Source organism: Saprospiraceae bacterium (genome assembly GCA_016717265.1).
Lineage (GTDB): Bacteria > Bacteroidota > Bacteroidia > Chitinophagales > Saprospiraceae > Vicinibacter.
The window spans coordinates 381,872-398,254 of record JADKFX010000001.1 but is presented as its reverse complement, the minus strand read 5'-3'; the positions used below and the strand labels follow the sequence as shown (position 1 = coordinate 398,254).

Below are 16,383 nucleotides of genomic sequence, written 5' to 3'. Positions count from 1 at the left end.
CGATTAGTGATTAAAACTTATAATATAATGCACTATGCATCAAAGAATTATAAATAGGTAGTACGATTATACTTATTAAAAGCTTAATTTTCAATTCAAACTCAAAATTTTATTAAATGAAAAACCAAATTTCTACTCTAGGATCCCAAGAAAGCTGCAAGAAAACTAATGTTGCTCTATTCAGTAAGTTCCATTCACCAATGAAGTTTTTAGGCTTCATGCTGTTCTTGCTAGTTTTAAATCTACCAAGCCAGGTAAAAGCCTGCCATACACAAGCACCGGTATCAGATTATGATCATTCAGGCATGGGGACCTTTAGTGGTTCTTATACGGATAATAGTGCAGACCATGTTTGGTTTATTTTTAATGCAAATGCTGGAGATATCATTAATGTCATGGTCACTACCAATTGGTCAGGTGGAAGCACAATGTGGAACTATCGATCTACAGATGGTTGTGTAAATCTTTGTGATTACTCAGGAAATGGAACATTAACCCTGTTGAGCCAGAATGGTGCTGGATCTAACGGCTATAATTATTCATTTAATGCTAGTGTGACTACACAATATGGCCTTCAATTGGATTCCTGGTTATGTGGAAGTGGTACCTACACGGTTACCATTAGTGGTTCAACAGCTCCAACGATCTTGTGCAGTAATGCTTTAATGATTAGTTGTCCTGCAAATGTAGTTGTTAATGCAAACCCTGGAACCTGTGAAATTTCTTCAGGACAGGTAAATTTAGGAGTTCCAACGGTAACTCCAAACTGTAATATTCTATCTATTGTAAACAATGCTCCAAATTCATATCCAAATGGTGTCACTATCGTAAAGTGGACGGTTACAGATTTTAATGGTGCAACTGCAACTTGTAACCAAACAGTTACAGTAATTGGTGGAAATCCTAATATTGTTATTTGTGCTCCAAATCCAAAATCATATGATGCACTCGGTAGGACATCTATATTTAGTGCAATCAATCTTGCTGGAACGGGTACAAATTATGCAGTCGTAAATCCTGGTGCTGCTGTTAATCTTTCATTTAACCGAAGTACTTCTGTGAATGGAGGTTGTGGAGGTTGTTGTGGCTGCATTACACAACATTATGTAGGTATGAATGATGGGATTGGAACTGTTTTTTCATCTTGTTTATTTAGTACCACAGGCGGTTCTGGTGGCGCACATTCCATAAATTTTACAGCACCTTCTAATCCTGGTGTCTATTATATAAACCCAACAGCTACCTGGTGGTTTTCATGTAATCAATTTGGAATTCCAAGCTATTCTAGAAATGCTTCTAACCCTGTTGCAGTTTTAGTAGTCGGATGCGGACAAACAGATTGTCAGGATATTACAGTTACTGCTGCAGCCAATGTATGCACAGCCATCGTTAATTATCCTGCACTTTGTGCAGTTGACAATGATCCTGGTGCTACCATAATGCAAACCGCTGGTTTCGCTTCAGGAGTTTCATATCCTGTAGGTACAACCGTGAATACTTATAAAGCTACAGATGTAAATGGCAATACCACTACTTGCAGTTTTAATGTAAATGTTTTAGCATTTACCTGTAAATATCCTATCCAGGTTTATCACAGAGATACTACTACAAATTCAGCTAAAATTAAATGGAAAGCACAATCTGCAACCTGTTCAACAGGTGGATTATACGAATTGAGAAATCGATATGAATTATCTCCTGGAGTTTGGTCTCCCTGGACGAGTTGGGCAAATAAAACAGGACCTGCCTTAGAACATAATTTTACAGGTTTATTAAGTGGAAGTTTTTATCATTACCAAATTCGTACAAAATGTGGCCCAGGTCAAACTTCTACAGAAATAAATGGTTGGTTCCATACTCTTGGTGGTGGAAACAATCTTATCGGTGAAGAACATCAGATTTCAGATGTTCAAACTAATTTAGAAGGTTTAGAAGAATTACCATCTGATTTGCAAATTATGCCAAATCCTGCTACTGATTTTGCAGATGTAAAAATTCAAGGCTTCGAAAGAACGGATAAAGAAATTATGATGATCGATTTATATGGTAAATTAATTTTTAGAGTAAAACTTACAGCTGATCAAAATAATATTGAGTTGGATTTAAAAACTTTACAAGTTCGTATGGGTGTTTATTTAGTTCGTGTTGCAAATAGCACAAAACAAAAAACACAACAGCTCATGATCCAAAACTAATATTCTTATTTTTTTGAATGCTGTTTTTTCATTCAAAAAATGAATGATTAAATTCTTAAAATGGGGCAGTAAATGGCCCCATTTTTTTTTGAAAAAAATGAAACAAGTAAAATCATTGTGATATTATTTAATTTCTTCCAATTCTAGTTTGCTTTTTAGTTTTAGTATTAAACCTTATAACGTGGTTCTATTAAGCTTTGAATTATTTGATATTTTTATTGTTTAACCTTTAAGATAAGCTGTTTTTTAGTTGACCACAAAAAAGGGTAAGCCTTTAGCATAGAAATAATTTTTTAATTTTTTTTTGAGAAATAACTTTTCGATCTCCATTTTATACAATTCTAGTATAGCATTTTTTATAGCTGAAGTTTTTTGAATTGTCAAAAACCTTTACTTAAATTCAATTCTTCATGCAATCGTTGCAGATTATAATTAGCTATGTTTTGCAAAATCTTGGCGTTTCATTAAAAGCCAGCTTCACCACCTCATAATAATTTGGCAAGCTTATTGCTCTATAGAAAAAAAAACCCGTGAGTAAATCTACCTTACTGGGCTTCATGGTATTAACTGTAAGCCTTTCACTAAGGCCAGAAATATCAAAAGCTCAAATTTATTGCAACCCGGATATCATAGCGCCGGTTATTAATAACTGTCCGTCAGACCTGACATTTACGGTCCTTCCAAATGAATGTGCCACCACAGTATTTTGGCCAAACCCTTTTGCCGATCCTGATAATTGTACTACAACAAATGCAATTTCTGCAGTAAACTTCTTTAGTTTTCATGAAGGCATGGGAAATGGATCTAATGGTCAGCTAATTCTTCACGGCACAGATTCATTAACGATTGTAGGTACTACAAATGGCACTCCTGGAAATGGAAATAATGTTTTTAATGTTTGCTTTTATGCAACCTGTTCAGGGCAACTAAGCTTTAATTGGCGTGCACGAATGAATAATGGTGATGGATTTGCAAATGACCGGGTGCGATTGACCATAACACATATGGTTCACGGTGCAAATGTAAATGCTAGTCTTACAACTGGAAATGGTGCAATCTCCGAAGGAATTTTTGCGTCTACACTTATTCAAGAAGGCGATCGGTTTTGCTTAGAAGTGCAATCTGATAATACACAAGGAGTCGATAGTATAACGATTCGGGATTTTATTTTTTCTCCTGATGCTATTAATGTTTTTCAAACCAAAGGTCCTAAACCTGGAGATGAAGTAGCACCAGGAGATTATCAAGTTGAATACATAGCTTCAGATTGTGCTGGGAATACTTCCATTTGTAGTTTTATTGCACATGTACTTTTGCAAGATCCAAGAGCTGTAATTAGCTGTCCAGATAATATTACAGTTGCAATTAATGATCCTGCAAATTGCGATATCTTATTAGATTATTTAATTCCAATTATCAACGATCCATGTCAGCATATTGCCGGATTTAACAATGGTTTAGATCCTTTAATCAATGGAATAAATAGGACAGAAGAAGCACAAGTTGGAAATGGAGATGGAATTGTAGGTACAGATGGATATGTGTATTTAAGTCCGGGAAAAGATTCATTGATTATGGTTGGTATTAATAATGGTACTCCTGGAAATGATCGAAATGATACTTCCGTATTAAGCACATGCATTCAACCAAGCTGCCCTGGTATTTTTACCTTCGATTGGATGGCATCTATTGGATTTGGAGGATTTAGAAGAGATGAAGCAGGAATTATATTTAATGGAAAAGATAGTATTTTAGCAGATCCACCAGGCGCATCGCTTGCATTAGGTTCTGTATCAATTCATAGTAATGGAATGGATCCATTGTGTTTTTATGTAAGGTCTACGAATATGTCAATGGAAGATACCTTCATCATCTATAATTTTAGTTTTACCGCAGATTCTGTTATTCTATCACAAACACAAGGTCCTGATTTAAATAATCCACTTGGACCCGGTATTTATAATGTTGATTATGAAGCTACGGATTGTCATGGAAATTCCTATGATTGTAATTTTAGCATTCGGGTTTTAGGAAGTTCCATTGCATGTAATAATCTTGTAAATGTTTCTTTAGATGAAGATTGCGAAGCATTGATTAGCCCAGATATGATGGTGAATGGAGCTTGCACAAATTCTATGAAAGTAAATTTAAGTCTGGATGGAAAACAAATTCCAAATCCAGTGACTTACAATTATATTAAAAAATTAATTACAGTAACCGTTTTAGATACCATAACCAACAATTCTTGTTGGGGCACAATTTATGTAGAAGACAAATTACCACCGGTACTCACATGTCCGGTAAATGACACCGTATTTTGTAATCGGACTAAGTATGTATTGATTAGTCCAGTAGTTATTGATAATTGTTCGCCGGTAACGCGTCATGTATTAAGTGATGTGACGGTAAAATATCCATGCGATTCGATCCTGGCAGGAAAACGGACGATCAGTTATTATTATACGGATGCGAGTGGGAATCATTCGGATACCTGTGATCAATGTGTATATTTTGAAAAGATCGATCCAGCGGTAGATATTGTATGGCCACGCGATACGATATTTCATTTAGGAGATAGTCTGTCTAAGATTTGTTTTGATACGATCCCTGGTCCGCAACATACGGGGGTACCGACAGCAGGCGGAGAAGCAGTGTATCCGAGTTGGGGGGTCTGTAAAATTGCATTGACGTATGAAGATCAGTTATTACCAGTATGTCCATATACATTTAAAGTATTGCGTAAATGGACGTATATTGATTGGTGCCGTCCATCAGGTCAGAATGTAATCACGCATTATCAGGTGATCAAAGTAATCGATGAGAAGGGACCGATCATAGCATGTGGTCAGAATGTAACGATCAGTACAGATATTTGGAGTTGTACGGGTTCAGTAATATTACCATCACCAACAGTGATTGAAGAGTGTTCGAAGACGACGGTACAAGTAGGTTATAAATTAGTAAGGAATGGGGATACAGCGACCTTAGATGGAGCAAATACGAATAATATAGTCTATTTAGGCAATGGGTTTTATAGTATCAGTGGCTTGCCATTGGGATTAAGCTGGGTAATTTTTCGGGTAACGGATGAATGTGGAAATTATACAGACTGTGCAACCGAAGTATTGGTTGAAGATCAGGTACCACCGATTCCAGTATGTGATCAAAAGACCGTAGTGACCCTGACCTCAGATGGTACGGCAAAAGTATCGGCAATAACATTTGATGATGGTTCGCTAGATAATTGTGGCATTGATCGATATGAAGCCAGACGAATGGATCTTGGAGTACCCTGTGGTACATCGAATGCAGATCAGTGGGGTCCCTATGTATATTTTTGTTGTGCAGATATTGGAAAGACCTTAATGGTATCGATGCGGGTATGGGATATCCATGGCAATAACAATACCTGTATGGTAGAAATCGAAGTACAAGATAAACTTGCACCGATTATTGTATGTCCACCGAATATTACGGTAAGCTGTGAATATGATTATACAGATTTAAATGTATTTGGCAAGGTAAGAAGCAATGCTGCCGATCGCAAAGCAATTGTGATCAATGATCCTAAAGCAACATTTAACGGAGCCAAAATAGATGGATATGCATACGATGGCTGTGGGGTGACGATAAAAGAATTTGTAACGTATGATTTGAAATGCGGTCAGGGCAAAATCTACAGAAGATTTGAAGCAACAGATCCAGGAGGATTAGTATCAAGTTGTACACAAATAATACAGATCAATGATTATACACCGGATAATGTAAAAGTAAAATGGCCTCTGGATTATTTAAGTAATACAACGTGTATGAGTAAACTGCATTTGACACCCGATATTACTGGAAAACCAGAGATAACAGGAGCCGATAAATGTAGTAATATCATACAGACTTATGATGATTTAATATTTACCTTAGATCCGGATGCATGTTTAAAAATATTAAGAAAATGGATCGTAATAGATTGGTGTGTATATAATCCAAATGATAAAACACCAGTAGGATATTGGACGTGGACGCAGGTAATTAAAATAAGCAATGTAGTAGCACCAGTATTTCAAACGAGTTGTTTGGATCGAGCAGAGGATGTATTTGGTCCAGGATGTTCAGGCCAGGTAAGTTTGGTAGCATCTGCACTAGACGATTGTACGGATTCGACAGATTTAGTATGGTCGCATGATGTCGATATAAATAATAATGGGACGGTAGATGGAGCGTATAGTGGAAGTGGAAAAAATGCATCGGGAATATATCCAGTAGGAATCCATAAAATAACATTCAGAGTACGGGATGCCTGCAACAATGAATCGGTGTGTTCATTTTTATTGACCGTACGGGATGCAAAGAAGCCAACGCCCTATTGTATTGGTCATATTGTAACGACCGTGATGCCAAGTACCCAAAGTATTGAAATTTGGGCGAAAGATTTTAATTTGAATAGTGAAGACAATTGTACACAGAAAGATAAATTGAACTATTACTTTTTGTTAAACGGACGATTTGAAGCATCGATGTTATTTAGTTGTTCGAATATTGGCAAGAATATATTGCGGGTATATGTAGTGGATTCATCCGGCAATTCAGATTATTGCGAAGCGACCTTAGAAATACAGGATCCGAATCATGTATGTCCTACCGGACTGACAGTACAAGGTAAGATTGTAACGATTGCGAATGGAGCCGTAAAAGATGCGATCGTGAGTTGGCAAAGACAAACACCAGCAGGAACGAATTCGACCTATACGGATGCGAATGGAGTATTTACATTTCCAAGCTTAACGGCAGGAATGAATTATACGATACAAGCAGAAAAGAATACGGGCTTTATAAATGGTGTAAGTACGTATGATATCGTATTAATCCAAAGACATATATTAGGAATCCAAACATTTGATAGTCCGTATAAATATTTGGCAGCCGATGTAAATGCAAACTGTTCAATCACAGCCGCGGATATATCAGAAATCAGAAGATTAATATTAGGAAAGATCAATGCGTTTGCACAAAGTCCATCGTGGAAATTTGTACCAACGAATAGCATCGTACCAACAGATAACCCATGTGGATTTGAACATTCAATTAATTATAGTTTGATTAATAGGAATCAAATGAATGCTGATTTTTATGGAATCAAGATGGGAGATATTAATATCGATGTAGATGCAGGAAATGCGCAGAACAGCACCAGTAGGAATGCCAATCAAATGCCCCTGTATTATCAGGAGCAAATGTTAGGAGCAAGCAATACACAAAGGATAGCGATCTATGCAACGGAAGGGATGAGTTTTGAAGGAATGCAAATGGCCTTTGAGTTGGATGCACAAAAAGTACAAATTGAAAGTATAGAAAGTGGACAATTGGAAATTACAGCCGATGAGTATGTAATCAATGGAAACAAAGTGGTCATGTCGGTAACACAAAACAAAGGTAAAATAGTAACACCGAAAACAGCATTATTTACCTTGGTTGTAAAATCGGAAGCAGAAATCAAACTTACGAATCAAATCCGGATGCAAGAGGAAATCCTAACTGCACAATGGTATGATGCAGAAGTTAAGATTCATCCGATAACATTACAGAGTAGAGGATCCAATGGAAGTGGAGGAGAAATAGCAACCGTATTATATCAGAACAAACCAAATCCGTTTCAGGAATCTACGAACATAGGATTTGAGATATCAAAAGCACAGGAAGTAGAATTTATATTTTACGAAATGAATGGAAAAGTAATACATCGGGTAACGAAGCACTACACGAAAGGCTATCATGAATTTGAATTGAAGCAAACAGAATTAAATACATTCGGAATGTTATACATGCAAATGAATACCGAAGACTTTACAGATACAAAAAGATTAATTCTTATCCGTTGATAAGGATTGAGTAAATGCAGTGTTATTGCCTGATCATGTTCACATGGTCAGGTTTTTTTTTGTAAATTGATATGGGTGTTGTGAAGTATGATCCCGAAAAATTGATTTTTAAAATTATTATTTTGGCTAATCAAATCATACCTTATTAAAGTAAAAACTTGGAAAATGGCAATTTTGCTTTTTCCTTTTCTGGGTATTTTGGAAAATTATACTATATTTGTAATGAATCTATAACACCTCGTCAAGCTTTTTCTTTCACTTTAATGAACCCTATCATGAGAAAATCTATGATGAGACACAGTCTTTATTTTATTTTACGTTTTATTATTTTTTTAAGTACCAGTATTGTTTTAACTGGACAAACGAATTGTATTTCAGGAATCAGCAGTGCGTGTGTTGGCGATTGCCAGAACATTGAATACATTGGACCAGGCTCTGATGTTGCAACGTATTCCTGGTCAATAAGCTGTGGAACCATATCCAACCCGGATCAAAAAAATCCACATATTGCTTGTTTTTTATCACCTGGTTTATGTTCCATTCAAGTTATTTGGCAAGAACCAGGTCAAGCTCCGGAAACATGTGCTGTCCAAATAGAAGTTTTTCCAATTCCAACCGGAAGTTTCAATCGCTTGGAAGATACTATCTGTCGTGGAAATTGTACGACGCTTAGTATTGCATTTACAGGAACTGGCCCATTTTCATTTGAAATTCTTGCAAATAATGTAAGCACCAGACACACAAGTAACATTCCTAATTTTTCTTTGCAGGTTTGTCCGGTTGTAAATACCGTTTACCAATTGACTAATTTGGCCGATCAATTTTGTACAAATACAAATTTAATTAGTAAAGAATCGGTTCTGGTAAATCTTCCAATAAATGCAACCGTAGATCAAATCCATAATGAATTATGTGCATCACCACCAAATTTAACTTATCATTGGTTTGCATGTAATACAACCACTGTTTTATCGACAAGTCAATGTTTTGCACCGCCTCAGGATGGCTGTTATTGTGCGGTCATTTCAGACAGACATTGTATTGATACAGTATGTGTAAATTTCCGATGTAATTTAACATGTTCATTTAAATTTCCTGATACGATTACAGTAGGTGATACTGCATTAATATATTATACCGGGAATGGTGGACCAAACACCAAATTCGATTGGATAATTGACATCGGTAATTTAATTCCTTTGCATTTTTCTGGAACCGATAGTTTGTGGGTGATTTATAATCTACCAGGATGCTTTCCAATACAACTTGGGGTTCAGGAAGGCTCTTGTATAAGTCGATGTATTGATACCATATGCGTGATATCTAAGGAATGTGCTTGCAATTCATTTACAAAAAATCAGATAAAGCCAAATCGTTCATCTCCACAAGCTTGTTGTTATGATGTACTTGGCGATGTATCCTCATCAACGTGTTTTACTTCCATTCAGGTTCACTTAAGTTCAGGTAGTTTTGCAAATGTGAATGCAAACACAAATCAAGGTTGGTCAGTTTCTCAACCAGGATTTCAGATTCTACAATTTTCACATAATTCCGGATTTATTCCACCAGGAAATTTTAATGCCGGTAACTTTTGTGTAAATGGTGCTTCGAATTATACGATCAGTGTGCGCTATTTTTTTACAAAATCTGGATTGAAAGATACCTGTACTTTTTCGTATATTTTTGATTGCCCACAAGCTCCAAGACCCGCTAAATGCGATTCATTAATAACATACCTCGAAAAGCAACATACGCTTCCTGCATTTTGCTGTTTTAATATTCAAACGGATAATCCAATACCCAATAATTTTAACAAAATAAAAGTGTTGTTAAGCTCAGGAAGCTTTAATAATGTAACTGCAAATTCGAGTCAGGGATTTAATTTAATTCCTGGTGGGCCCAAAGATTTTAGTCTAACACACGTATCTGGTTTTATACCGAAAGGACAAAGTCAACCAGGTAGTTTTTGTGTGACTGTTGCAAATAATCCGGTCATCGTAACGATACTTTATTATTTCAATACAACACAAGGCACAGATAGTTGTGTATTTAAATTTATTTTTGATTGTCCGGGTGGAACGAACCCAATTCCAACTTGTTGTGATTCTTTAACAGCACAACTTTTGTCTTTTGGACCCCAACCAGCTTGCTGTTATGATTTTCGAGCTACAAATTCTAAATCAAATTGTTTTACACAAATTTGTTTTAAAACCAACTCCGGCAACTTTAGTAATATCATTCCAAATGCAGGATGGACAAGTAGCATTACACCGAGCGGATTTTGTTTTATTCCAAATGGAATCTTCGTGCCGCCTGGATCTATAAATCCTGGCACATTTTGCGTAACAAGTGCTGTGAATCCGTTTACAATAACGGTTGATTTTATAGATGCAAATGGAATGAAACTAGATTCTTGTCAAAAGAAATTTATAAGAGAATGTCCGAAGCCTCCACCTGCATGTACCTGTGATTCTCTTAAAAGTTTTGTAATCCCTAAATCTACCGTTCCAGGAAAGTGTTGTTATAATATTACAGGAAATGTACCCACTGGAAATTGTTATACAAAAATACAAGTACTCTTAAGTTCAGGGACATTTACAAATATTGTTGCGAATGCTGGTTATAATGTTAGTATTAATAATTCGCAAGACTTTAATTTGATTCCAAATGCAGGTTTCATTCCATCAGGATTTATTACCCCAGCTTCATTTTGTGTAACGGGATCTGGTTTTTATACAATAACTTTAATTTATTATTTTAATAATGGTGGACTTTCAGATACTTGTTTGTTTAAATATAGTTTTGATTGCCCGCAACCACCCTCAAATTGTAATTGTGATTCACTAAAGAATACACTGCTCCAAACTTCAGCAATCCCGGGTACCTGTTGTTACAAAATGCAGGGAAATATTCCTTCAGCAAATTGTTTTACGGAAATTCAGGTAGTCCTGAGTGCAGGAAGTTTTTCAAATATTTTACCTGGAAATGGATGGAATGTAATTACCAATAGCCCACAGAATTTTTATTTGAATCACAATCCAGGAAATATTCCAATAGGACCTATAAATCCTGCAGAATTTTGTGTGAAGGGTGCAAGTTTATATAGTATTACTATAATTTATTATTACAACAATAATGGAGCACTAGACACCTGTTCATTTAAATATTCATTTGATTGTCCGTCTATTCCAAAAACCTGTAGTTGTGACTCTTTAAAGAATAGTGTTATACAAACATCTGTAATTCCAGGATTATGTTGCTATGCTTTACAAGGAAATGTGCCAAGCTCAAATTGTTATACACAAATTAAAGTCTCCTTGAATTCCGGAAGTTTTTCAAATATACAAGCAGGATCTGGTTGGAATGCAATATCCAGTGGACTTCAAAATTTTAGCTTGAATCACAATTCAGGGAGTATACCATCCGGACCGATTATGCCAGCAAATTTTTGTGTTACAGGATCTACGTTTTATATTATTACTGTAACATACTATTACAATAATAATGGCGTGACAGATACCTGTCAATTTAAATACACCTTTGACTGTCCATCGATTCCAAAAACATGTACCTGTGATTCCCTTAAAAGTTTTGTAAATCAAACATCTGCCTTGCCAGGACTTTGTTGTTATGAACTTAAAGGAATTGTACCAACACAAAATTGTTTTACAAATATTCAAGTTTTATTAAGTGCAGGAAGCTTTACAAATGTACAAGCTACGAATGGTTATACAATTGTTTCCAATGGGCCGACTGATTTTTATATAAATCCCAACAACGGATTTATTCCTGCGGGTTCAATAAACCCTGGAAGTTTTTGTGTGTCAGGTTCAACAGTTTATACTATTACCATCCATTATTTTATCAATAGTGGTGGGTTAAAAGATACCTGTAGTTTTTATTATAGTTTTGATTGTCCGCAATCCCAGGATACGCTCTGTAATCAAAGTTCGTGTGTATCTGGAAACATGGCTTGGCAAGCTATTGCAAGTGGTGTAACGCAGGTATATGATATGGCAGTTTTTCAATGTAAATTAATCGTAGCCGGACAATTTTTGCAAATTGGAAATACAATCGTTAATAATATAGCTGCTTGGGATGGAACAAATTGGACAGCCTTAAATCAAGGTGTAAATGGAACGGTTAGAAGCTTAGCTGTGCATAATGGAATTTTATATGTCGGTGGACAATTTACGGCAGCTGGTACACTAACCAATGTAAATAATATTGCAGCTTGGAATGGAAGTAACTGGGCTCATTTGGATAATGGGGTAACTGGCACGGGCTCTGTTTTTGTTGGAAGTTTATTAAGTACCTTAAATGGTTTAGTGGTTGGTGGTTCCTTTCAGACTGCAGGACAGACTGCAAACATCTCAACGAATAATATTGCAGCGTGGAATGGATCTTCATGGATAAATTCAAATTTTAATTCGAGTTTTAACGGACCGATTTATACACTTCGACAATTCAATAATCAAATATATGCTGCTGGAACATTTACCTTACCACATCTCAATATTTCGAGATGGAATGGAACCATTTGGAACAATTTGGCAAGTGGTATTAATCTGGTCAATAATGTACCCTATAATGGAGTCAATGCACAGTATGTTTTTAATAACGAATTGTTTGTTGGAGGCCATTTTTTAAATGCTGATAATGTACCCATGACGCAACATATAGCGCATTGGAATGGTGTAAATTGGTTGCCTGTTTCAGGTGGTGATTTTCAAAATTCTACGGAGGCTGTAAATGATTTCATAAAATACAATAATAAATTATATGTAGGAGGTGAATTTTCGCAAGTTGGAAATCAATTCATAAATGGGGTAGCAGAATGGAATGGAACGAATTGGTTTACAACAAATCATTTGCAGAAAGTAGTAAGATCTTTAGAAACATATGATTCCTGTGGAACAATTACTTGTGAATTGTATGCTGCAGGTGAAGGGTTTATAAATCGATGGAAGTGCTTAACTTCTAATAAAGATATAAATCATGAAGTGGAATTTTACATCAGGCCAAATCCAGCTGCAGATCAAGTTCAAATATTTTTTGGCACGCAAGAATTACCAAAAAATGGATTGATACAGATTTTAGATTTGCAAGGAAACAAACTTCAGCAAATTGAAATCAAAGATCAAGCATTCATTAATTTGGATGTAAGTCAATTTACTTCTGGAATTTACATTGTTGAATTTAAGAATAATAACCGGAGACCTTATAAGCAGCGATTTGTAAAAATGTAAAAATGCTTTTTATAAGCATGAATACGAAGGGATATTGTTGAATTTTAGGTCTAATACTCAAAAATAGTTGGTAAAACCGTTATAAGTATATTGATAATCAATATGTTACAAAGAGTTTATTGAGACTATTTTAAATAAACTCTTTAGTAATTGAAATTGTCAAACGAAAAGTTTTATGTCATATAAGTTTTTATTAAATAAAAAGGGGCTTAAACCCCTTTTTAATTTAATTTTAGTACTGTTATTTCGAAGTCAATATAAAATTTTGAATAAAAGTGCAATTAATTATTTTTAGTTTTTTGCATCAATTGCTTTTCAAGTGTTGCTGTATCAAATTCAACCCAACCGGATTCAATTTTTCCATTAGAATTTAAATGATAAAGTCCTAACCAGGAAACCTTTATTTTATTATTTGTTGCAGGTCTTCCCATAAATGAACCTTTATTCGTTCCAGACAACCAACCGCGGACTGAAATTTTATTATTATTAATTTGAATTTCATCAATTGTTCTTTTTACATCTGGAAATCCTTTTTTAAATGATAATAATCTATTTTTGAAATCTTCATTGGAGTTTTCGATTCCTGCAAAATAGTTTTTCGCTTTCATACTCCAATAACTAATAAAACTTGCTGTATCTGCTCTATCGGCTGCTTCAAACATTTGCAAAAATGATTTTTCAATTTGGGCATTTGGATTTATACCTGCCATTAATTGTGCTTCAAATGCTTTGGAATCAAATTGTACGTTTCGGTTTTTAATTTTACCGTGACCATCCATTTCATCTAATACTAGAAAAGCAACTTTGACTTTATTTCCAGTTGCTTGGTTACCCATCATGCTTCCAGTATTTGTACCGATGAAATTTCCAAATGTAGTAACATGATAAGTATCAGAAATTATTTTTAAGATTTCATGTTTCATATCAGGAAAACCAGCTTTTTGAGCTTGTATTATCGATTGAAATGCCTGTATTGGTGAAGGTGCAGGAAGAAAAGGATTGCTAATTTTAAAGTCTAGGCTGCAATAGTTTGAAAACAGATTGGTTTGACCGCCATCCATTACTTGAAATAAATCCCGTACTGTTTTCTCATTTATTATTTTAAGATCTGGTACATTAGCAAGTAATTGCATTTCAAATTCTTTCATATTAAATTGGATGTTTATCATTTTGATTTTCCCATTCCCATTCAATTCAAAGTATGAATTAAATGCAACAGCAACTTTTCCACCGGTAGGAGGATTCCCCATCATACTCCCTAAATTCGTGCCTTTGAAGATTCCTTTAACAGCAACTTTATTCTCATCTGCAAACCAATCGATGATTTCATGTTTCATGTCTGGAAATGCAGTTTTAAACCCCTGGCCTATTCCTTTCCAAGCCATTTTATCCATGGAATTTGGTGAGAATGGTGCGGTAGCAATAAAATCTTCTGTAAGCAAAGTTCCAACTTCTTCAATTTTGCCTGCATCCACCCAGGTGAAATAGTCTGTAATTATTTTACCTGCTTTTTTTTCCTGTGTAAAGGAAATGCTGTGTATTACAAACAGGTTTAAGAGAATTAAAAATACATTTTTTGTTTTCATTTTTTATGATTTATTTTTTTTAAAATGAGAATTTAATTTATTTATAAAATTCGTGTTTATGACAACCAAAGCTTTGATATGGAGTGAAATCAATCTATTTATTATGGAATTAATTCGCACATATCATCCATACCTTTAAAATAGATGAGTTTGCCGTCTTTGGTTTTAAATCGATGTGCATAATTTCCTTTAAATTTTTTCTTGGTTGCTGTTTGGACGAATTCTACATCTACACTTGTTGCAAGATCATCACCATCTGCAAGAAACATTACGGGTTCAAACTTTGAGTACACTATTTTTGAATTCAGTTCGGTAAAAAATTTTGCGACTTCTTCTTTTCCTTTAAACCAACGAGGTTTAGTATCGAGCGTGCGATCATGAATTTCGAAAACTACATCATTAGAACATAATTCTAAAAGCGCATTTATGGCTCCTTTACCGAAATATTCGTAAGCACTCATAGCGATTCCGGTAGTTGGATTGTTTATAGCACTATAGCCAATTTGATCTAAAGGGGCATCTGCATTTGCACTCCAATGAGATATGCATTTTCCAGCATCATTAAGTTCAATAATATCGACATCTAAGGCATCATAAGATTTACCATTTGGTGGCAACATTAAGAATTTTTCAGTATTTGTTCCTGTCATATGAATTTGTAGAAAGTAGCGATTTTTGCCTGCAGGAGTGATAGATTGAATTTCAAATTTCGTATCTGGAAACGCGTCCAGAAATACTTTATATTGGGCAATGCATGCTTGAATTCCTTGGATTGGCTGCGGAGACAAACCAAGTTCCCTATAATCATCAGAACAAAGACTGGCAAATGTTGCGAAATCCTTTTTTTCTAAAGCTGCATATGCTTTTCGAATGTTTGTTTCATCCCGACTTAGATTTGTCTTTTGATTACAACTAATATGAATAATTGCTGCTATAGCAATCGGATAAAGAATTACAAATGGATTTTTCATTTCGTATGATATTAATTTTGTTTTACTAATATGGATACATACGAGAGGGTCATGATTTTGGATTTAGGGAGCAGTATTTTTTTTTTTGCCTGGTGGAATCACCTTCAATTTGTGAATATTAAGGTCATTATTATTTTTTATGAATGCTCCTTTTTATCCCAGTAAAAAGTCATTTTAAACGGAAACAAATCAATGAATACTTTTTTTCTGCTGGTAAGTATCACTTTGTAATTTGAATTTTTAACTTCCTGTATTATCGTTAGATTTGAATTGCTTATTCAACAGTTATTGCATTGGTTTATATAATATTAATTTGGCAGAAATTTAAAATTATTCAAAATTATTATTTCGAACAGTTTGTCACGAGCACGGAGCCATTCATTTTTGATTGGATTCTGAAAATTTAAATCTGAGCAATCTGGGTTTACCCTGTTTTTTATATTGGATTAAAAATAATTGTTAATAAAACTTGGTAGATATAAAAGTAATAAATTGCGAACCCAGTAACG

At 34.9% G+C, this 16,383-nt stretch carries 5 protein-coding genes; 3 read left to right on the top strand and 2 right to left on the bottom strand.

Features of this window, described 5'->3' with window-relative positions; all coding sequences use genetic code 11:
• Window positions 1-116 precede the first annotated feature (116 nt).
• The 3 genes from IPO86_01730 (at window position 117) to IPO86_01720 (ending at window position 13,317) form a co-directional block, all read left to right on the top strand.
• Window positions 117-2,195, top strand: a complete 2,079-nt coding sequence (locus IPO86_01730; protein ID MBK9726816.1) for an HYR domain-containing protein — start codon at window positions 117-119, stop codon at window positions 2,193-2,195.
• A gap of 530 nt (window positions 2,196-2,725) precedes the next feature.
• Complete coding sequence (locus IPO86_01725; protein ID MBK9726815.1) at window positions 2,726-8,068, top strand: hypothetical protein; 5,343 nt, start codon at window positions 2,726-2,728, stop codon at window positions 8,066-8,068.
• A gap of 275 nt (window positions 8,069-8,343) precedes the next feature.
• A complete protein-coding gene (locus IPO86_01720; GenBank protein MBK9726814.1) occupies window positions 8,344-13,317 on the top strand; it encodes a T9SS type A sorting domain-containing protein in 4,974 nt (1,657 codons plus the stop codon).
• Between the two features lie 281 nt (window positions 13,318-13,598).
• Here the strand turns inward: IPO86_01720 and IPO86_01715 are convergent, their stop codons facing one another.
• Together IPO86_01715 and IPO86_01710 are read right to left on the bottom strand one after the other, a co-directional pair.
• Window positions 13,599-14,903, bottom strand: coding sequence for an ester cyclase (locus tag IPO86_01715; protein MBK9726813.1), 1,305 nt, complete (start codon window positions 14,901-14,903; stop codon window positions 13,599-13,601).
• 101 nt (window positions 14,904-15,004) lie between these two features.
• Window positions 15,005-15,874 (bottom strand): nuclear transport factor 2 family protein, encoded by an 870-nt coding sequence (locus tag IPO86_01710; protein MBK9726812.1) that lies wholly within the window; start codon window positions 15,872-15,874, stop codon window positions 15,005-15,007.
• Window positions 15,875-16,383: the final 509 nt, after the last annotated feature.